Origin of the sequence: Sphingomonas cavernae (genome assembly GCF_003590775.1) — a bacterium.
GTDB classification, from domain to species: Bacteria; Pseudomonadota; Alphaproteobacteria; order Sphingomonadales; family Sphingomonadaceae; genus Sphingobium_A; species Sphingobium_A cavernae.
On the sequence record NZ_QYUM01000002.1, the window covers coordinates 1,054,330 to 1,074,454 of the forward strand.

21 protein-coding genes are annotated in these 20,125 nt (G+C 64.1%); 9 read left to right on the forward strand and 12 right to left on the reverse strand.

Annotated elements, in window-relative coordinates; all coding sequences use genetic code 11:
• Positions 1-15 precede the first annotated feature (15 nt).
• Both D3876_RS05150 and D3876_RS05155 read left to right on the forward strand, forming a co-directional pair.
• Complete coding sequence (locus tag D3876_RS05150) at positions 16-1,488, forward strand: hypothetical protein (RefSeq protein ID WP_182911880.1); 1,473 nt, start codon at positions 16-18, stop codon at positions 1,486-1,488.
• Positions 1,485-2,516: a glycosyltransferase family 2 protein gene (locus D3876_RS05155; protein WP_119760075.1), complete on the forward strand. Its 1,032-nt coding sequence runs from the start codon at positions 1,485-1,487 to the stop codon at positions 2,514-2,516. Before D3876_RS05150 ends, D3876_RS05155 begins: the two co-directional genes overlap by 4 nt.
• Here D3876_RS05155 and D3876_RS05160 read toward each other — a convergent pair.
• From D3876_RS05160 to D3876_RS05175, 4 genes are all read right to left on the reverse strand, one after another.
• Entirely contained in the window at positions 2,441-3,178 is a 738-nt protein-coding gene (locus D3876_RS05160) for a class I SAM-dependent methyltransferase (RefSeq protein WP_119760077.1), read from the reverse strand. The genes D3876_RS05155 and D3876_RS05160 overlap by 76 nt on opposite strands.
• Positions 3,179-3,301: 123 nt before the next feature.
• Positions 3,302-3,703, reverse strand: coding sequence for a GtrA family protein (locus D3876_RS05165; RefSeq protein WP_119760079.1), 402 nt, complete (start codon positions 3,701-3,703; stop codon positions 3,302-3,304).
• Complete coding sequence (locus tag D3876_RS05170) at positions 3,700-4,917, reverse strand: glycosyltransferase family 87 protein (RefSeq protein WP_119760080.1); 1,218 nt, start codon at positions 4,915-4,917, stop codon at positions 3,700-3,702. The genes D3876_RS05165 and D3876_RS05170 overlap by 4 nt, the downstream gene beginning before the upstream one ends.
• Positions 4,918-4,920: 3 nt before the next feature.
• On the reverse strand, positions 4,921-5,619 hold the full coding sequence (locus tag D3876_RS05175) for a class I SAM-dependent methyltransferase (RefSeq protein WP_119761065.1): 699 nt from the start codon (positions 5,617-5,619) through the stop codon (positions 4,921-4,923).
• Positions 5,620-5,729: 110 nt separating this feature from the next.
• Here D3876_RS05175 and D3876_RS05180 point away from each other — a divergent pair, with 110 nt between their 5' ends.
• Positions 5,730-7,523 (forward strand): AcrB/AcrD/AcrF family protein, encoded by a 1,794-nt coding sequence (locus D3876_RS05180; protein WP_238475247.1) that lies wholly within the window; start codon positions 5,730-5,732, stop codon positions 7,521-7,523.
• 137 nt (positions 7,524-7,660) lie between these two features.
• On the opposite strand, the gene D3876_RS05185 is transcribed toward D3876_RS05180, so the two are convergent.
• From D3876_RS05185 to D3876_RS05220, 8 genes are all read right to left on the reverse strand, one after another.
• Complete coding sequence (locus tag D3876_RS05185) at positions 7,661-8,281, reverse strand: MarC family protein (RefSeq protein ID WP_119760082.1); 621 nt, start codon at positions 8,279-8,281, stop codon at positions 7,661-7,663.
• Between the two features lie 84 nt (positions 8,282-8,365).
• A complete protein-coding gene (gene folD / locus D3876_RS05190; protein WP_119760084.1) occupies positions 8,366-9,256 on the reverse strand; it encodes a bifunctional methylenetetrahydrofolate dehydrogenase/methenyltetrahydrofolate cyclohydrolase FolD in 891 nt (296 codons plus the stop codon).
• A complete protein-coding gene (locus D3876_RS05195; RefSeq protein WP_119760086.1) occupies positions 9,253-9,555 on the reverse strand; it encodes a DUF167 domain-containing protein in 303 nt (100 codons plus the stop codon). Before D3876_RS05195 ends, folD begins: the two co-directional genes overlap by 4 nt.
• Positions 9,556-9,846, reverse strand: a complete 291-nt coding sequence (locus tag D3876_RS05200) for a YggT family protein (protein ID WP_119760087.1) — start codon at positions 9,844-9,846, stop codon at positions 9,556-9,558.
• Between the two features lie 103 nt (positions 9,847-9,949).
• Positions 9,950-10,846, reverse strand: a complete 897-nt coding sequence (gene argB, locus D3876_RS05205) for an acetylglutamate kinase (protein ID WP_238475248.1) — start codon at positions 10,844-10,846, stop codon at positions 9,950-9,952.
• Between the two features lie 3 nt (positions 10,847-10,849).
• Positions 10,850-11,527 carry a queuosine precursor transporter gene (locus tag D3876_RS05210; RefSeq protein WP_119760089.1) on the reverse strand — a complete coding sequence of 226 codons (678 nt, stop codon included), beginning with the start codon at positions 11,525-11,527 and terminating at the stop codon, positions 10,850-10,852.
• Positions 11,528-11,739: 212 nt separating this feature from the next.
• A complete protein-coding gene (locus D3876_RS05215; RefSeq protein WP_119760090.1) occupies positions 11,740-12,609 on the reverse strand; it encodes a 3-hydroxybutyryl-CoA dehydrogenase in 870 nt (289 codons plus the stop codon).
• A 75-nt stretch (positions 12,610-12,684) separates the two neighbouring features.
• Complete coding sequence (locus D3876_RS05220) at positions 12,685-13,908, reverse strand: FAD-dependent monooxygenase (RefSeq protein WP_119760092.1); 1,224 nt, start codon at positions 13,906-13,908, stop codon at positions 12,685-12,687.
• A gap of 155 nt (positions 13,909-14,063) precedes the next feature.
• Here D3876_RS05220 and D3876_RS05225 point away from each other — a divergent pair, with 155 nt between their 5' ends.
• The 6 genes from D3876_RS05225 to ribA all read left to right on the forward strand — a co-directional run bounded on the left by D3876_RS05225 (position 14,064) and on the right by ribA (position 20,027).
• On the forward strand, positions 14,064-16,391 hold the full coding sequence (locus D3876_RS05225) for an FtsK/SpoIIIE family DNA translocase (RefSeq protein WP_119760094.1): 2,328 nt from the start codon (positions 14,064-14,066) through the stop codon (positions 16,389-16,391).
• A gap of 100 nt (positions 16,392-16,491) precedes the next feature.
• Complete coding sequence (locus D3876_RS05230) at positions 16,492-16,743, forward strand: hypothetical protein (protein ID WP_119760096.1); 252 nt, start codon at positions 16,492-16,494, stop codon at positions 16,741-16,743.
• Positions 16,730-17,149 carry a retropepsin-like aspartic protease gene (locus tag D3876_RS05235; RefSeq protein WP_119760098.1) on the forward strand — a complete coding sequence of 140 codons (420 nt, stop codon included), beginning with the start codon at positions 16,730-16,732 and terminating at the stop codon, positions 17,147-17,149. Before D3876_RS05230 ends, D3876_RS05235 begins: the two co-directional genes overlap by 14 nt.
• An 81-nt stretch (positions 17,150-17,230) precedes the next feature.
• A complete protein-coding gene (locus tag D3876_RS05240; protein WP_119760099.1) occupies positions 17,231-17,857 on the forward strand; it encodes a LolA family protein in 627 nt (208 codons plus the stop codon).
• Between the two features lie 317 nt (positions 17,858-18,174).
• Positions 18,175-18,969, forward strand: a complete 795-nt coding sequence (locus D3876_RS05245) for an exodeoxyribonuclease III (RefSeq protein ID WP_119760101.1) — start codon at positions 18,175-18,177, stop codon at positions 18,967-18,969.
• On the forward strand, positions 18,966-20,027 hold the full coding sequence (gene ribA, locus D3876_RS05250) for a GTP cyclohydrolase II (protein ID WP_119760103.1): 1,062 nt from the start codon (positions 18,966-18,968) through the stop codon (positions 20,025-20,027). The genes D3876_RS05245 and ribA overlap by 4 nt, the downstream gene beginning before the upstream one ends.
• The last annotated feature ends 98 nt before the right edge of the window (positions 20,028-20,125 follow it).

Consider the following 20,125-nt stretch of genomic DNA (forward strand, 5'->3'; position numbering starts at 1 on the left):
CCCGATATCCCGCCATTGGCGGACCTTCCCGGCCATATGGGTCGCTACCGGGTTGAACTCGACCTTGCTTCCTCGCCCGGGCTCCAGCAATTTTACGACTTCCAATGGCGATTGATCGGCAATCTCGGCGTCGATCTGCTGGTTATTCCGCTCGCCAAGCTCTTCGGACTTGAGCTGGCTGTAAAACTGATCGTGATGGCCATCCCGCCATTAACCGTGACGGGCTTCCTGCTGATCGCGCAGGAGGTGCATGGCCGATTGCCGCCAACCGCCGCGCTCGCGCTGCCGCTCGCGTACGGCTATCCTTTCCAGTTCGGCTTCATCAACTTCGCTCTGTCGATGGCCCTCACATTTCTGGCCTTCGCGCTGTGGCTGAAGCTGACGCGTGCACGCCGCCTGGCGGTCCGCAACTGCATTTTCGTGCCCCTCTCGGTGATCATCTGGACAACGCATGTCTTTGGCTGGGGCGTGCTGGGCCTGCTCGTATTCGCCGCTGAACTCACGCGCCTTCGCGGCGAAGGCAAGAGATGGACTGACGCCGCATTCCACGGCAGCCTCAATTGCCTTCCTTTGGCGCCGCCACTCCTGCTGATGCTCATGTGGCGCTCAGGGGAAGTGACGGGCAGTACGGGAGACTGGTTCAACTGGCCGGCAAAAATCGGTTATTTCGCCATGATGCTGCTTGATCGGTGGCGTATCCTTGACCTGTTTTCGGTCGCTGTTCTTGCAGTTACCGTTTATGCTGCGGCGCGCGACCGCGAAACCGGATTTTCCCGCACGATCGGTATCGGCGCGCTGCTTCTTCTCGCTGCCTATGTATTCCTTCCGCGTGTTCTGATCGGCTCGGCCTATGCCGATATGCGGCTGGCGCCGTTTGTGATGGCGGTCGCGTTGCTTGCGATTCGTTTCGCGCCGGCCTGCCAGCAGAGACACTTGCAGCTGGTTGCTGTCGGCGCACTTGCCTTTTTCCTGGTGCGGACGACCGCAACAACGATCAGCTTCTGGCTCTACGACAGAGACTATGACCGCGAGCTGGCCGCCGTGCCGCATATCCCGGAACATGCCCGGCTCGTTTCCTTCGTCGGCACCACATGCAATTTCCCTTATTGGGGGCTGACCAAAATGGAGCACCTGCCTTCCCTTGCACTTGTGCGGCGGGGTGCGTACGCGAACGATCAATGGATTATGCCCGGCGCACAGCTTCTGGGCACTCGACACCAAGAGGCCGGATGGTTCTCGCGCGATCCATCCCAACTGACGTCGCGCGAAGCCTGCAAGCACGAGGCCTGGCTCACATTGAACGATGCGCTGGACAGGCTTCCCAGAAGCGCATTCGACTATCTCTGGTTGATCAATCCGCCGCCATTCGACCGAACCAAGCTCGACGGTCTTGAGATGATTTGGCGAGATGGAAACTCAGCCCTGTTTCGCATTCCTCAGAGGGCCAACACCGCTTTCGCCAACGGAGCCAAGGACGACCAGCCATGAGCAAGCCGTATCTGTCGATTGTCATCCCCTGCTACAACGAGGAGGGTTGTCTGGGCGAGCTGCATCGTCGCGTGTCTGCCGCGGCTAGCGCGGTGGCGGGCGAGAATTACGAGATCGTGCTCGTCAACGACGGGTCCCGCGACGAGAGCTGGAAAGTGATGGAAAAGCTCGCAGCCCAGGATCCAAAAGTGCTCGCCATCAATCTTTCGCGCAATCACGGTCACCAGCTCGCGTTGACGGCCGGGCTCGACCTGTGCTCCGGAGCGCGCATCCTGATCATCGATGCTGACCTGCAAGACCCTCCCGAATTGATCGGCGAAATGCTCGAAACAATGCGTGCGGAGCAGGCCGATATCGTCTACGCCGTACGCCGAAAACGGGCCGGCGAAACCTTCTTTAAAAAGGCGACGGCTGCGCTGTTCTACCGGGCACTTTCCCGCGTAACGGACACGCCGATTCCGCTCGACGCTGGCGATTTTCGCCTGATGAGCCGGAGGGCGCTCGATGCGCTGCTGGCGCTTCCCGAACAGGCACGTTTCGTTCGCGGAATGGTGGCGTGGATCGGATTTCGACAGGTGCCGTTTTGCTATGACCGCGCCGAACGCCTAGCGGGTGAAACCAAATATCCCTTGGCCAAAATGATGCGCTTCGCGCTCGACGCGATAACGGGATTCTCGACCGCGCCGCTCCGCTTCGCCAGCTATGTGGGGCTGGGGCTCGCTGCCGCATCACTGCTGATCATACTCTATGTCGCCTACGGTTGGCTTTCGGGCAGAGCAATTGAAGGCTGGACATCACTGATGCTGGTCGTCGTCACGCTAGGTTCTGTACAGATGTTCGTGCTTGGGATGATCGGCGAATACATCGGACGACTGTATGTCGAATCGAAGCGCCGTCCGCTGTACATCGTTGCCGATATCGTCGGCCGGGCGAGTGGGCGCGCTGCCCTCGGTCATATCGCTCCTCTGACCGACACGACGGCTACCAACGAAAGCCCCGGCGGCAGGGGCATCCGCGCAATGAGGTGACGCTCCAGCCCGAAGATCGCCTCGAAGAGCCGATTGACGGGCGCCGGCGGCAGTACGTCGTCACTTCCCTCGCGGCCGATCGCCTTGGCAAAAAGCCGTGCCCCGACCGCCAGCGGGAACAACAGGCTATTGAACCAACTTAGCATATCGAGGCTGAGCCCCGCGTCTGCGACCACTAAGCTGAGCGTTCGCCGCGTATAGCGTCGAAAATGGTGGTTTGCTGTGTCATGGCCGCTCCACATCGAGGGAAATGCGGGCACGGTGATCAAAATCCGGCCTCCCGGCCGCAGTCGCGCCGCAATCGCGCTTAGCGCCTCGCGATCCTTCTCGACATGCTCGAGAACGTCGAGGATGGCGATCAGATCGTAGCTCTCGGCCGCGATGCCGTCGAGTGCAGGCAGGCAGGCATCGGCTACCGGCCGACCCAGACGCTGCGCAGCAACGGCGCGGGCAGCAGGATCAATCTCGATCGCGTCCACGCGCCCGAACTGGCCGAGCATCGCGAGATTGTGTCCTGTGCCGCAGCCAATTTCGAGAATGCGAGCATCGGACGGCAGCGAAATACGAGACGCTATTAGCTTGGCAAGAATGCGCCGTCGCGCCAGATACCACCAATGGCAGCTGTCGTGCTCGGCCATGCGGTCGTAGATGATGCGTTCCATAAACCCAAAACCCGTTTCTGGTTCAGATAAGCGGCTTGCGACGTGTGACACAGGTGCCCTTAATGCGCGCCTAAAATGCTAGTCCTAGCTGGATCGCCGCCGCGACTTGCCTCGTGGTCACTATCAGCGCGCAAATGTCCAGAAGCGGTTGAGGACAAATGCGAGCCACGGCGTGATGAGCACCATCGGCACGATCGAGAGCGTGACCGACAAGTCGAGCCGGCCGACGAACAGCCAGACCCAGAAGCTGTTGAGCAGAAAGCAGAGCAACGAGACGATCACGTAACGCCCCTGCACTTTGAGCCCGCCCCCGCTCTGATTGGTGTGGCCGAAGGTCCAGCGACTGTGAAGCGCGTAGCCCGTTGCTCCGACAACGACCGTCGACAACGTATTGGCAAGATAGGGATCGATCGCGGCCAGCTCCGCCATCACCCAGTAAAGGACTGAATGGAAGGCCGTCATCGCCCCGCCGCCTACGGCATAGGCGGCGATCTGGCCGATCATGGTCTTGGGCACACGGATCATGTCGCCTCCCTATCCGCGTCGCGCCCCATCCGCCAGCCTGCACTGGCCAGAAGCGCTGCGATCGCGAGCGGTGACAGCCATATCCCCATATGCGCCAGCGGCGCCTGGGCCAGAGGAACAAGAAAAGCGGCGCCATATACGAGCCGCTCGGGCGCATACCAGCCAAGCCTCCAGCGCACCGCGCATATCAGTGCGACGAGTGAGAAGGCAATCAGGTCGTAATTGAAGAAATAAGGGAGGATCAGCGCGGTCGCGGCGAAGGATAGGAGCCCGAGATCGCGTATGCCGACGTTGCGCCGCCACGCCCAGACCACCACGCCGATCGCAAAGAGTGCGGAGATCAACTGGCCGAGCGCAATCAATGCGGCATCACCGGTCAACGCCTGCAGCGCGCGACCGACGGTCGGCATCATGAAGATGAACTCGCGGCCGGGCGCGTCGGCCATCAGGCTCGCCTGGAAGGCGAGCGTCGAGCCGAGCCATGTCTGCCAGGCAGAAATCCCGAAGGCGCAGACGGAAAGCAGGGCGAGCGCCAGGACACCAAGCGTGGCCCAGAACATCGTCGCGACATCACGCTTCATGGCGAGAATGACCGGCACCAGGATGCCCATATGAGGCTTGACGCTCATCAGCGCGAAACTCAATCCGGCTATCCTCGCATTCGATCCCGCTGCGCGCCACCCGTAGAGCGCTAGCGCGCTGGTCAGGAACCCGAAATGCGCGGCCCACAGATTGACGATCGTACCCGATAGCAACAGCACGGCCACACCCGGCAGCTCGACATCTCTCAACCAGGGTCGGGCTGCGTGCCAGAGCAATATCAGTCCGCCAAGCTGCCAGAGAATGAGCGCCGGCACATAGCCCAGCAGTCCGAATGGCACGGAAAAGAGCAGCATGTGCGGCGGATAGGAATAGGCATAGATGCCGCGCGCGCCAATCGCCGCCTCAAGCGTGCGCCGGTATTCGGGGCGGTCGTAGATCCCCGCTGCGCCCGATCTGAGCACCTCAGCACCGCCATGCCAGATATTGACGAAATCGCGGCCGATCACTGTCGACGCATTGATCCGTATCCCGTCGAGATTGGCAAGTTCGGCCGCAATCAGATCATAAGCGAGCCACCCCGCTAAGGGCCACATGATCAGTCCATAGATACCGAAGGCACCCAGAAGGCGCGTCAGCCCCTTCCAGGCGGGCCTCAGCCGATCGGCGATCATGCCTCAGCCAACATCCTCGAAGTAGAAGATATCCCGCCCCACACTCTCGATCACGTGACCCTCCGGGATCGGGGTCACGTAGCGCAGGAAGCTGTGCGGATAGGGGAAGAAATGGAGGTGCGGGTTGAAGGTGAAGCGGTACTCGCGTTCCTGCGGCACGACGATGATCAGCCGCTTCGCAGCCACACGACGCAGCTCGGCAAGCGCGGTGCGGAATTCGAGGATGTGCTCGAGAACGTGCGTGCAGATCACCGTATCGAACGCATTGTCATCGAAAGGCAGCCGCTCGACATGCCCCTCGACAAAACGGATCTCGGGATGACGGCTGCGTGTGCCCTCCTCGATGATGAAATCGGTGCCCGTAAGTTTAAGTGCGGGCCGGCGCTGCTTGAGCCAGTCGAGCAGATAGCCCGTTCCGCAGCCGACATCGAGCACGGTCTCGCCCTCGATCGCGTCGACGATCCGCTTGAGGCACGCTTCCGAATTGTCGGTTTCGTCCTGCACGCGTGGCATACGCTCGTAGATCGAGCGATATTCCTCGGCGGTCACGAACGGGATGCGCTCTCGGAAACGCTCGATATCGTCGACGAGCGGGCCCCAATGGCGACGAAAGAGCCAGCGCATCGCGCCCGAATCGCGAAGGAAGGGCGGTATCACCTCTTCGAGCACAGTGCGGATCGCGTTGACTGTTTCGCGCTTCATGGTGTCTGCCGATTTTCCCTTCGGGCCGCGTCCGCCTTGCCCCAGCCGGCGCTTGCCCTTTCGGGCCGACGCCTTAAAGCATTCGCACATTCATTCAAGCGGTGAGCACAATGGCGTTTTCGGGGGACAGCGCGCGGACCATGGCCTGGCTGCGCGAGGATCGGTGGCGGTTCTGGACGCTTTTGATCTGGGTCGCCTTCGCCGCGTTCCTGATCGCAAGCCGCTGGGGCGCGATCCACTGGTTCGCGCTGGGAGACACCGACGACAATCTGCGGATGATGCAGGTTCGCGCCTGGCTCGATGGCCAGGGGTGGTTCGATCTGCGCCAATATCGGCTCAATCCGCCGCAGGGCTTCAATGTCCACTGGTCACGTCTCGTCGATCTTCCGATCGCCGGGCTCATCCTCGCGACAAAGCCCTTTTTCGGTACCGCGATCGCCGAGCGCATTGCGGTCACAATCGCACCGCTGCTTCCGCTCGGCGTCGCGATCTTCGCGCTCGGCCTCGCAGTACGGCGCCTGATCGCGCCGTGGAGCTTCGCGCTCGCCGCGCTGCTGCTGATCGGCGCATCGTCGACGATGAGCATGTTCTCGCCAACGCGGATCGATCATCACAACTGGCAACTGGCGCTGCTCGCCTTGATCGTGGCGGGACTGGTCGATCCCGAACGCCGTCGCGGCGGGCTGACGGTGGGCGGCGCCAGTGCGCTCTCGCTCGTCATCGGCTTCGAGATGATGCCCTATCTGGGACTTGCCGGGGCCGCAGTCACACTGCGCTGGATCTGGGATCAGGCCGAATCGGCGCGGCTCCAGACCTATGCGGTCGCGCTCGCGGCGGGATCCGCACTCGGCTATGCGCTGTTCGCCTCCTATGACAACCGGCTGCCGCGCTGCGACGTGCTTTCGCCAGTATGGATGTCGTCGATGGTCCTCGCCGGCGGGCTGTTGCTCGTCATCGCCCGGCTTCCACTGGCGGCGCGCTGGCAGCGTATCGGCGCCGCGGCCGTCGCCGCCGCGATCCTCGGGGGCTTCTTCGCCGCGTCCTGGCCGCAGTGCGTCGGGCGGCCCGAGGGGGTGTCGGACGAGCTTCAACGGAGCTGGCTCAACAATATCCGCGAGGTACGCCCCGTCTATCGGCAGGACTGGCGCGTCATGGCGACGATGCTCGGGTTGCCCGTCGCCGGACTGATCGGGAGCATGCTGACGCTCTGGTTCAACCGACGCGATCCCGCCAGGCTCGCGGCCTGGGGCGCGGCGACGTTGCTGTCGGCCTGCGGCTTCGCCCTGCTCTTCTTCCAGAGCCGCGCGGCGCCGGCGGCGCAGCTCCTCGCAGTGCCCGGAGGCGTCTCGCTGATCTGGCTGCTCTTCCCGCGGCTCCGCGCCAGCCGCCATATGCTCGTGCGCATACTCGGCGCCGCGATGGTCGTCCTAATCGGATCGGGCTTTGCGGTGCCCTGGGTCGTCAAGATGGTGCCGAAGGAAGCCGAGACCAGGCACAACACCGTCGTGCGCAAGGCCGGCGCCGCGTGCGGCACGATCCCCGCGATGGCGCCACTCGACAAATTCCCGCGCACCGTGATCATGACGATGAACGACCTCGGTCCGCGGCTGATCACGCTGACGCATCACGACGCGATCTCGGGTCCCTATCACCGCAACGGCGAGGCGATCCTGGACCTGCACCATGCCTTTGATGGCACACCCGAAAAGGCGCGCGCGATCGCGAAGAAGCATGGCGCGACTCTGCTTATGATCTGTCCCGGATTTGCGGAAGGCACGGTCTACAAGGCGCGCAGCCCCAAGGGCTTCTACGCGCAGCTCGAGGCGGGCAAGGTGCCCGTCTGGCTGACCCCGCTGCCGCTGCCCAAGACGTCGCCCTTCAAGCTGTGGCGGATCGAGGACTGAGCGCGCTTAGTTTCACTTAACTTCGCAAGTTTCTCACAAACAGCCATCTTGATTCGCCCGCACCGACGCGTGGGCTGAGTGGCGGCCGCACGCAAGCATAGGCCGGGGCGATCATGTAGGACAGCCCGACGGCAGGGTCAGGCGAGATTGCCCTTGATCCCGTCGATCACGAACTGCGCGGCAAGCGCGGCGAGCAGCACGCCGAGCAGGCGCGTGATGACCGCTTCCACCTTGGGGCCGACCATGCGCATCAGTGGCCCCGCCGCGATGAGGCAGGCAAGCGTGATGACGAGCACCAGCGCCATCGCGGCGAGCACGACAAAGGTTTCCTCGATCCCCTTGCTTCGCGCCATCATCAGCATGACCGACGCGATCGAGCCGGGTCCGGCGATCATCGGGATCGCCATCGGGAAGATCGAGACATCCTCGTGCTCGGGGCTCGCCTGTACTTCCTTTGCGCGTTCCTCGCGACGCTGGGTGCGCTTTTCGAAGACCATTTCGAGCGCGATCAGGAAGAGCATGATCCCGCCAGCGATGCGGAAGCTGTCGAGATTGATGCCAAGCGCGCCGAGCAGCTTTTCGCCAAACAGCGCGAAAACGAGCAGGATCAGCGAGGCGACAAAGACCGCGCGGATCGCCATGGCGCGGCGCGCCTGCACAGCCGCCCCCGTGGTCAGGCTGGCATAGATGGGCGCGCAACCGGGAGGATCGATCACGACGAGGAAGGTGACGAACGCCGAGATGAAGAGTTCAATCATTGCGCGCACATGCCCCCTGTCCCGATAGCCGCACGCTGGATCAGGTGATCGCGCGAATCAAGGCCGCGCGGTTGAAAAGCGGATTCAGAGTCCTTCGGGCGCGGCGAGGCCGAGACGCGCATGCGCCGCGACCAGCGTGTTGCGCAGCAACACCGCGATCGTCATCGGCCCGACGCCGCCGGGCACGGGCGTTATTGCGCCCGCGACCTCAGCCGCCTCGGCATAGGCGACATCGCCCACCAGCCGCGTCTTGCCCGGTTCGGTCGAGGGAACGCGGTTGATGCCAACATCGATGACCGTTGCGCCCGGCTTGATCCAGCCACCCCTCACCATCTCGGGTCGCCCCACCGCGGCGACGACGATATCGGCGCGGCGGACGACATCGGACAGGTCTTTTGTGCGGCTGTGCGCGACGGTGACGGTGCAGCTTTCCTTGATGAGCAGTTGCGCCATGGGCTTGCCGACGATGTTCGAGCGGCCGATCACCACCGCGTCCAGCCCCGAGAGATCGCCGAGCTTGTCCTTGAGCAGCATCAGGCAGCCAAGCGGAGTGCACGGCACCAGCGCGTCCTCGCCCACCGCGAGCCTTCCCGCATTGACGACATGGAAGCCGTCGACGTCCTTCGCGGGATCGATCGCGGCGATCACCGCCTTTTCGTCGATCTGCGGCGGCAGGGGCAACTGGACGAGGATTCCGTCGACCATGTCGTCGGCGTTGAGCGCCGCTACCAGCGCAATCAGTTCGTCCTGGCTGACGCTCGGGGGTAGCCTGTGCTCGATGCTCTGCATGCCCGCGGCGACCGTCGCCTTGCCCTTGGAGCGAACATAGACCTGGCTTGCGGGGTCTTCGCCCACCAGCACGACCGCGAGGCCGGGCGCACGCCCGGAGGCGCTGTGAAACTCGGGCACCGCCGCCGCGACACGTTCGCGCAGGCCCTCCGCAAAGGCTTTTCCGTTAATGATTTCCGCTGTCATGGCGATGCTCTGTACAGTCTCTCAAGGGCTTCCGCCAGACGCTCGGGATCGCCCTCGAGCCGGACATGCTTGAGCCGCGCGGCCTCTCCGCTCCGGATCATCACGTCGCGCCGCGGCAGGTCGAGCGCACTGGCGAGGAAACGAACAAGCGCGCCATTGGCCGCGCCCTCCACCGGCGGCGCGCGCAATCGGACGGGCAGCCAGCCTCCTTTGGGCTCGAGCACCGCGTCGCGCGACGCGCGGGGGGTGACGCGCACCGAGACGGTGATTCCCTTCGCGTCGGCGCGCCAGACCGCCAATCAGGCCAGCGACATCATAAGATTTGGAATGATGATGTTGCGTATGATGTAGAGGATCAGCAGCACGACGAGCGGCGACAGGTCGAGCGCGCCGAGATCGGGCATGATCCGGCGTATGGGCGCATAGATCGGCGCTGTGATGCGATCGAGCGCATAGAGCACCGAGCGCATGAACTCGTTGGTGGTGTTGATGATGTTGAAGGCGACGAGCCAGGACAGCACCGCCTGGATGACGATGATCCAGGTGAGCACGGTGGCCAGATAATAGACGATTTCCAACAGGATTTGCATGTGCGTCCCCGGCAAAGATTATAGTTCAGCCCCCTAGCGCCTGATCGATTGAGGTGGAAGTGCAAAGCGCTTCCGCCGAAATCGAACCCCGGCGGCAACCGCTTCAACGATGCACGAGCGTACCCGCGCCGCGCCGGGTGAAGATTTCGAGCAGCATCGCATGCGGCACGCGCCCGTCGAGGATGACCGCGGCGTCGACGCCGGCATTGACCGCCCTGACGCAGGTTTCGAGCTTGGGGATCATGCCTCCCGAGATCGTCCCGTCCTGTTGCAGGCGTGCGATCGCGTGCGGATCGAGATCGGTGAGCAATTGCTTCTGCTTGCCGAGCACGCCCGGCACATCGGTCAGCAGGAAAAGCCGCGACGCCCCCATCGCGGCCGCCACTGCACCCGCCATCGTGTCGGCATTGATGTTATAGGTATGGCCGTCCGCCCCTACGCCGATCGGCGCAACGACGGGGATCATGCCTGCGGACGAGATCGTATCGAGAACGGTGCGGTCGACCGAGGCGGGTTCACCGACAAAGCCCAGGTCGATCACCTGCTCGATATTGCTGTCGGGATCGCGCCGCGTGCGGTTGACCTTCTCGGCGGTGACGAAACCGCCATCCTTGCCCGAGATCCCGACGGCGCGGCCACCCGCCTGCGCGATCCAGGCGACGATTTCCTTGTTGATCGCGCCCGAAAGCACCATTTCGGCGACCTTCGCGGTTTCGGCATCGGTGACGCGCAAGCCATCGACGAACTGCGATTCAACGCCCAATTGCTTGAGCATCGCGCCGATCTGCGGCCCGCCGCCATGGACGACGACGGGGTTGATCCCGACCATCTTCATCAGCACGACGTCCTCGGCGAAGTCGCGCGCCAGTTCGGGATCGCCCATCGCATGGCCGCCATATTTCACGACGAAGGTCTTGCCCGCATAACGCTGCATATAGGGCAGCGCCTCGGTGAGCGTTTCGGCTTTCGCGAGCAGTGCGGGATCAGGGGCGTGGGACACGGTTCAGGCTTCCAGTGGCTTGGCGTCGAGCTTTCGCCCGAGCGCGACGAAGAGGTAGATGAGCGGCGGGACCAGGATCGCGGACAGCAGGATCTTAGAGATCATCTGCCCCATGAGCAGCTCGCCGATCGGGAACACGCCTGCAAAGGCGATCGTGATGAACAGCAAGGTGTCGACGATCTGGCTGAGCACGCTCGCGATGCCCGCGCGCAGCCAAAGCAGCCTTTCGCCCTCCTGACCCTTCAATGCCGCGAAGATCGTGACATTCAAGGTCTGCGAAATGCCATAGGCGATGATGCCACCGAGCCAGATGCGCGGCGTTCCGCCCATCATCATCGCGAAAGCCTCAGCGCGCGCCGGGTCCATTTCGGTTGCGGCGGGTGCAGCGAGCACGATGATCGATAGCAGGATCGAGGCGATCAGCGGCACGAAGCCGATCTGCACCAGCCGGTTGGCGATGGCGCGTCCATGAAGCTCGGCAACCGCGCTCGACACCACGACGAGGAGGAGGAATGCGAAGATGCCCGCTTCCACCGCCAGCGGCCCAAGCCCTACCAGGGGCCCTATGCCCGAAAGTGGTCCCAGCGCCACCTGCTTGTTGCCCAGCACGCCCGCGATGCAGACCATCCCGCCATAGAAGATCGAGAAGGCGAACAGCGATCGCGGCATTGAAACGGTCATGGCTTTCCCCGGCCCGGTGACGATTGGCCCGCATAGCGCGAAGGGGACGCGGGCAAAATGGAAAAACGCGTGATCGCCCGTCGCTCCCCTCCCTGCAAGGGAGGGGCAGGGGGTGGGTCGCGAGCGAAGCGAGCCCTTCATCCACGGAGTTTTGATCGCCTGACGGCGACACCCACCCCTAACCCCTCCCTTGCAGGGAGGGGCACGTGCGCTCACCGCGTCGGGACGGGCTCGTCCCCCGAATAGTCGTAGAAGCCGCGGCCGGTCTTGCGGCCGTACCAGCCCGCCTCGACATATTTCACGAGCAGCGGCGCGGGGCGGAACTTGGGGTCTCCCGTGCCCGAATAGAGCACCTTGCAAATCTCGAGGCAGGTATCGAGCCCGATGAAGTCGGCAAGCGTGAGCGGACCCATTGGGTGGTTGAGGCCCATGGTGATGGCGGTGTCGATGTCGCGGATCGTCGCCACGCCCTCGCCCAGCGCGAAGCACGCCTCGTTGAGCATGGGCAGCAGGATGCGGTTGACGATGAATCCCGGCGCATCATTGGCATGAACCACCTTCTTGCCGATGGCGGCGGCATAGGTCTCGACGGTCTTCACGGTCTCGTCGGCGGTGGCAAGGCCGCGGATCAGTTCGATCAGCCCCATGACGGGCACGGGATTAAAGAAGTGCACACCGACGAAGCGCTTCGGGTCGGGTGTCGCCTGCGCCAGCCGCGTGATCGGGATCGACGAAGTGTTGGAGGCCAGCACCGCCTGATGGCCGAGCACCTTGCCGACATCCTCGAAGATCGCCCGCTTTACCTCTTCGCGCTCGGTCGCCGCCTCGATGACGAGGCCGGCCGTCGCCATCGCTGCAAAATCGGCGATCGGCTCGATCCGTTCGAGCGCCTGATCGCGCGCCTCCGCGGCGATCTTCTCCTTTTCGACGAGTCGGCCGAGCTGACGCGCGATGCCTTCCTTGGCGCGCTCGGCGATCTCCAGCCGTGCATCGGCGAGCAGCACGCGGTAACCCGCCTGCGCCGAAACCTGGGCAATGCCCGCCCCCATCTGTCCCGCGCCGATCACGCCAACCGCCTGCATTGCGTTTTCTCCTCGAAAGCTGTCGGGGGCGCTCCTATCGACTCTGCGCGAGGTTCGCTAGGTCGCGAGTTCAGGTCAAACGGGCAATCCCTGGAGCAGCCGCGGTAGCGTGCCCGATTCGCCGCGCGCCTCGTCCATGAAGCGGCGCTTGAGCGGCGGGATTCGCTGGACCGCGCCGAGGCCGAAGCGGCGGATAGCCGAAGCGCTGCGGCCCGGCAGGCCGAACAGACGCGTGAGGCTGTCGGTCGACGCCGCCACCATGAAGGTGTCGAGGCCGCGCCAGCGGTCATAACGCGCGAGCAGTTGGGCATCGCCCGGATCGAGCCCGATGCGTACGCCTTCGGCGAGCACTTCGGTGAGCGCCGCGACGTCGCGGAAGCCGAGATTGAGCCCTTGCCCGGCGATCGGATGGATGCCGTGCGCCGCATCGCCGACCAACGCGAGCCGCTCGCCGGTGATGTGCGCGGCGTGGTGGAAGCCGAGCGGATAGCTCTGGCGCGGCGCGGCGGCGCTCAATTTGCCCAGAAAGCCACCCATGCGCTTTTCGGCCTCGGCCCAGAAGGCGCGGTCGGAGAGCTTGAGCATCGCGGGTGCATCCTCCGCCTTCACCGTCCAGACGATCGCGGATCGGTTTCCGGGAAGCAGCGGCAACAGCGCGAAAGGACCCGCGGGATAGAAGATCTCGTAAGCGACATTGTCGTGCGGCAGTTCATGTTCGAAGGCCGAGATGATCGCGGCGTGATCATATTGCCAGCGCGCGACGTTGATCCCGGCTGCGCTGCGCGTCGGCGAGTTGCGACCTTCGCACGCCGCGAGCAGCGACGCCCTGAGCCTGCGCCCGTCCTCGAGCGTGACATGCACGCCCGTCGCGTCGCGCACCACCTCGGCCGCGCGCGAGGGCATCGTCAGGCGGATATTGGGCTGTGCGAGCGCGGCGTCGCGCAGCGCCGCGCGGAGCAGCCGGTTCTCGAACATGATGCCGAGCGGACCTTCCTCGTCCCCCGGGGTGAAGTCGAGCACGCCGGGGGCGAGCCCGTCGCTCACATGAATTCGGCGGATCGGGCAACCCTTGCCCTCCAGATACCCGCCGACGCCGATCGCCTCGAGCATCCGCCAGCTCGCGCTCGCCACCGCTGAGGCGCGGCCGTCGAACCCGGGGGCGAGCTGCGCGTCGGGATCGGCGGGGTCGATCACGATCGAGGTCACGCCCTGGCTACCTAGCGCAATCGCGAGCGTGAGCCCGACAAGCCCGCCCCCGAGGATGATGACGTCGCTGTGCTCGATGGTTTCCGCAGTCATATCCTGTCCTTATCGCACCCACGACGCCCACAAAAGCCCGTAACGGCTCGTCGCGTAAATGCAGCGATTTGCCGGGGACTCTTGACGCGGAGTCGCCCCGGAGCGCATTGTACATATGCGGAACAACAGGATTTCCGCGCATTTTCGGGGGTGGCATGGCAAGCCGCATGAGCAAGGGCGTGCCGGTTTGGCGCGAGTCGATGAAGCGCGGCGCGGTTCGCACCAGCGCGGTGATCGGCGGTGCTGCGGTGCTGCTCGCCACGCTGCTGCTCGTGCTTGCGCTCGCAAGCTACAAACCCGGCGATCCGGCGATGATGACCGCGGCCGAGGGGCCCGCGCGCAATCTGGTGGGTGGCGTCGGCGCGTGGACCGCAGATTTGCTGCTCTCGGTCTTCGGTCCCGCGATCGCGCTGGTCACGCCGCTGCTGCTGGTATTCGGCATAAGACTGCTGCGCGGGGTTCCGGTCGGCCATTGGCGGCGGATGCTGCTCGGCGCGCTCATCGGCATCACGCTCGTCGGCGGCGCACTCGCGCTGTTCCGGGCCAATGCGCTGCCCTGGCTGCCCGGCGGTTTCGGCGGTGCGCTTGGTCTGGCGCTTGCGGGAATCGTCGATTGGGGACTGGGTTTCCTGGGCGAGGTGCCCGCGCGTGGTTGGATCCGCGCGGCGCTGCTGGTCGGGTTCGCCGGCGCTGGCATCGTGCTGTGGGCGAAGAGCCTCGGGCTCGACGACGAGGAGCGCGCCTGGCTTTTCCGCCGCCGCGAACGCGCTGACGGCGATTTCGACGAGGACTATGCAGACGAGGACAGCGGCATTGCGATCGCCGAGCCCGCGCCGCGCCGTGCCGAGCCGCGCAAGGCGGCCGAGGCCGAGGAACGTCGCGCGCCGATCATCTCGTTGCCCGGCCGCAGGGACCCAGCGCCCGAAAAGAAGCCCCAGGGCGCGGTGCAGACGTCTTTCGACCTCAAGGACCGCTACACGCTCCCCTCGGCCGAGCTGCTCAAGCCAGCGCCGCCGCCCTCCGGCCAGAAGCTCGACAAGGCCGCGCTCGAGCGCAATGCGCGGCTGCTCGAGACAGTGCTCGACGATTTCCATGTGAAGGGGCAGATCGTCGAGGTCCGTCCCGGTCCCGTGGTCACAATGTACGAACTCGAGCCCGCGGCGGGCATCAAGGCGAGCCGCGTCATCCAGCTCGCCGACGACATTGCGCGCAACATGTCGGCGCTGTCGGCGCGCGTCGCGACCATTCCCGGGCGCAGCGTGATCGGTATCGAGCTGCCCAACAAGATCCGTGAGGCGGTCTCGTTCCACGAGCTGGTGACGTCGCATGGCTTTGCCGACCAGGGCGGCGCGCTGCCGCTGATCCTCGGCAAGAATATCGCGGGCGATCCCGTGATCGCCGATCTTGCGCCGATGCCGCACCTGCTCGTCGCGGGCACCACCGGTTCGGGCAAGTCGGTCGGCCTCAACGCGATGATCCTGTCGCTGCTCTATCGGCTGAGCCCGGATCAGTGCCGGCTGATCATGATCGATCCCAAACAGCTCGAACTCTCCACCTATGACGGGATCCCGCATCTGCTTTCCCCGGTCGTCACCGACCCCGCCAAGGCGGTGCGCGCGCTCAAATGGGCGGTCGAGCAGATGGAGGAGCGCTATCGGATGATGGCATCGCTCGCGGTCCGCAGCCTCGCGGGCTTCAACGAGAAGGTGAGGACTGCGCGCGCCAAGGGGCAGAAGCTCGGCCGCCGCGTCCAGACAGGCTATGACGCCGATACAGGCCAGCCGATCTATGAGGAGGAAGAGCTCGACTATCAGCCGCTGCCCCAGATCGTGATCGTGGTCGACGAGCTTGCCGACCTGATGATGACCGCGGGCAAGGAAGTCGAGTTCCTGATCCAGCGGCTCGCGCAAAAGGCGCGCGCCGCGGGCATTCACCTGATCATGGCGACGCAGCGCCCCTCGGTCGACGTCATCACGGGTGTGATCAAGGCCAACCTGCCGACGCGGATCAGCTTCGCGGTGACCAGCAAGATCGATTCGCGCACGATTCTCGGCGAGCAGGGCGCAGAACAGCTTCTGGGCAAGGGCGACATGCTCTACATGCCCGGCGGCAAGCAGATCGTGCGCGTCCACGGCCCCTTCGTCTCGGACGAGGAGGTGATCCGCGTCGCCGATCACTGGCGCGGCCAGGGCACCCCCGAATATATCCAGGCAGTCACCGAAGAGCCCGAGGATGGCGGCTATGCGATCGACGGCGCGCCGACCGGCGACGACAGTCCCGAGGACCAGCTCTTCCGTAAGGCCGCGCAGCTCGTCGCCGAAAGCCAGAAGGCCTCGACGAGCTGGCTGCAGCGTCAATTGCGCATCGGCTACAACAGCGCCGCGCGGCTGATCGAGCGCATGGAGAAGGAAGGCCTTGTCTCGCGCCCAGACCATGTCGGCCGGCGCGAGGTGCTGATGGACACCGACGGCCGGCCGCTCTGAACGCTTCGACTCGTTTTCGAGTCGGCTCGTCGACGATTCGGAACGCCCTGCCTCTGAATTCGCGCTGGAATATGTTATCGTCGGTCAAGGGAGAAAAGCGATGGACCGACAGGCTCAAGCGCGCGAAGTTGATGCCAACTACGACTTTTTCCAAAGGCATCTCGCCTCGATCCTGCGCAATCACAGACATCAATATGTCTTGATACGCAATCAACGGCTAATCGACTATTTCGACGATGTTGGTGACGCTTATCGCGCGGGATTAAAGCGTTTTGCCGATGGTATCTTTTCGATTCAAGAAGTGACCGACGAACCGGTGGATCTCGGCATCTTCTCGCATGCCGGAAATTAACTGGCATCACGACCGTTCGAAACTAATACTTCGAGCCGCAGTGATGCCGCCTGCTGGTGCGCCGAATGAGACGACGCTCATTGAGGTCCAAGCCCTGCTCGACACCGGGGCCACTGCGAGCGGATTGACAGCTCGCATCGCCAAAGCACTTGGGCTGACAAGCCTTGGCAAGAAGCCGGTCCAGACCGCGGGAGGAATGATCCAGACCGACCGCTTTGCCTTTCGCGCGGGATTCTACATGGCAGAACCGGGTTCCGTCCCAGCCTTTCCGCACATGCTGGACGGGACCATATTCGGGATCGGCTTGGCAGATGTGAACAGTTTCGACGTCATCATTGGGATGGATGTCATCGGCCGAAACTATCTTGAGCTGCGCCCCGATGGGCTATGCACATTTCGCTTTTAAGCTAAGCCGGAACAACCGGGTTCAGTTGGCATTCAATCCCGGCCCCGCATAGCCGCGGTACAAGAACGCAGGAGTTTTCGCATGTTTCGTCGTTTCGCGCTCGCGCTCGCCGCAGTTCCCCTGGGCCTTGGCGTGCTCGCGGCGCCCGCGGTTGTCGCGGCGCCGGGGGATCTCGACAAGGTTTCGGCGCATCTGCGTAGCGTTTCCAGCATGACCGCGGGGTTCAGCCAGACCGATCGCGCGGGCAAGACGGTAACGGGCACGCTGACGATGAAACGCCCGGGCAAGATTCGCTTCCAGTATCAAAAGGGCGTGCCGCTGCTGATCGTGGGCGATGGCAAGGCGCTGACCATGATCGATTATCAGGTCAAGCAGGTGCAGCGCTGGCCGATCGGCAAATCGCCGCTGGCGGTGCTGCTCGATCCCGATCCCGATCTTTCACGCGTCGCAAAGATCGTTCCGACCGCTGATGAGCGCATCGTCGTGGTCGAGGCGCGCGATCCGAAGCGCCCCGAATATGGCACGCTGACGCTGGCCTTTGTCCGCAATGCCTCTGCGCCCGGCGGCCTGATGCTTCAGGGCTGGGTGGCGCTCGATTCGCAGAACAACCGTACGACGATCCGGCTCAGCAGCCAGAAATTCAACGTCGCGGTCGCCGATAACGCGTTCCGCTGGAACGATCCGCGCCCCAAGGGACCGCGCGGCTGACGCGGTCATTCATATTGGCGACAGGTTGGGGCCATTAGATATCAACAGTGCGGCCGTGGGGTCGCTTTCCGGATTTCCCCCTGTTGCCGGAGTGACCCCACGTCCCGCCTCGCGTGACGAACGCAGGTTGGCCCTCGCTCCAAGCCCCCGGAGCGGGGGCCTTTTCGTTTTTTGGTTGCCCTCAGGCGCCGGGCGCGCGCATCCGCGCGATTGACCTCCTCACATAAGCTCGGGCGGCCACTCGGCCTTGCGGGCCGTTCGGCCCGGGATTAGCAGTGACTAGCCATCGGATCGAGGCGCCGCTAGAGCGTTGCTCCATGTCCGACACGCTCAAGATCGCTTCCTGGAACATCAATTCCGTGCGTTTTCGCATGGAAATCGTCGAACGCTTCCTGCGCGAGGAAACACCCGACATTTTGTGCCTTCAGGAGACCAAGACGGTCGACGATACCTTTCCCGCCGCCGCATTTCACAAACTCGGTTACACCCATCAAATCCTGCATGGCCAGCCGATGCACCACGGCGTTGCGATCGTCTCGAAGATTCCGATTCGCGAGGATGACCGGCTCGACTGGCAAGCCAATGGAGAGGCGCGGCATGTCGGCGTGCGCCTCGACAACGGGCTGCGGCTGGAGAATGTCTATGTACCCGCGGGCGGCGACGTGCCCGATCGCACTCTCAATCCCAAATTCGGACAGAAGCTAGATTTCCTCGAACGGATGATCGGCTGGTCGGAAAAACTCTCGGTACCCACGCTGCTCGTCGGCGATTTCAACATCGCACCGCTCGAATCCGATGTGTGGAGTCACAAGCAGTTGCTCGACGTCGTCAGCCATACGCCGGTGGAGGTCGACACGCTCGGCCGGCTGCAGGCTGCGCATGACTGGATCGATCTCGGACGCCAATTCGTGCCCGCGCCCGAACGGCTCTATACCTGGTGGAGCTATCGCGCCAAGGACTGGGCGGCATCCGATCGCGGCCGGCGGCTCGACCATATGTGGGCATCGAAGGATGTGGCCGAACAGGCGGTTGCGCACCGCGTCCACGAGCCGTGCCGGAGCTGGCTCAAGCCCTCTGACCATATCCCGATCGTCACGGAGTTCCGCTTTTGAGCGACTCGCGTGCCGTTGCCCGCGCCATAGATGCGCTGCGGCGCGGCTGGCCGATCGCGCTTCGGGACGCGCATGAAACAGTTGCGCTGCTCGCGGTAGAGACCGCCGACGATGCACGGCTCAAGGCATTCGACGTCACCGGCGAGGCGAACATATTGATCTCCGCCGCGCGCGCGGCCACGCTCAAGCTCGCCAACCAGATCGACGCTGCAGCGCCCGAAAAGCCCGTCATCGTCGCACGCGCGCCGTGGATCGACCTTGCGGGCGCCGTCGCGCTCGCGGACCCGGCGCTCGACCTCGCGACGCCGCTAAAGGGTCCCTACCGGACACTACCCTGTCGTGGTTCGGACGCCGCGGGCGCTGCGCTCGAGCTTGCACGACTGGCGGGGCTTCTTCCCGCCTTCTTCGTTGCCGGGGCCGCGCCCGGGATCGAGGTCACGATCACCCCCGACGACATCGCAGTCTATGACGATTCGCGCGCGCTGGTCATCGCGGCGCGCGCGCGGCTGCCCGTCGAGGTAGCCGAACATTCCGAAATCGTCGCCTTCCGCAGCCTCGACCAGGCCGGCGAGCATGTCGCGCTGATCATCGGAACGCCCGACGGCACCCCGCCGCTGGTGCGGCTCCACAGCGAATGCCTGACCGGCGATGTGCTCGGATCGCTGAAGTGCGATTGCGGACCGCAGCTCCACGGCGCGCTTGATGAGATCGCGGCGCAGTGGGGAATCCTGCTCTATCTGCGGCAGGAAGGCCGCGGCATCGGGCTGATCAACAAGCTCAGGGCCTACAGCCTGCAGGATCAGGGGTTCGACACCGTCGATGCCAATCTGCGTCTGGGCTTTGCGATCGACGCGCGCGATTTCGGCGTGGCGGCACGGATGCTGCGGCTGATCGGACAGGAGCGCATCCGGCTGCTGACCAACAACCCGAACAAGGTCGAGCGGCTGCAGGCCGAGGGCATCGACGTCCTGGAGCGCGTGCCGCACCAGATGGCGCCCAATCCGCACAATCAGGGCTATCTCGATACCAAGCGCGACCGCACCGGGCATCAGCTTTAGCGGGGTTTGGTCATCCCGGACCTGCTCCGGGATCCATGAACACGGACGTCGGAGAATTTTCGTCGATCGCCGTGTTCATGGATACTGAATCAAGTTCA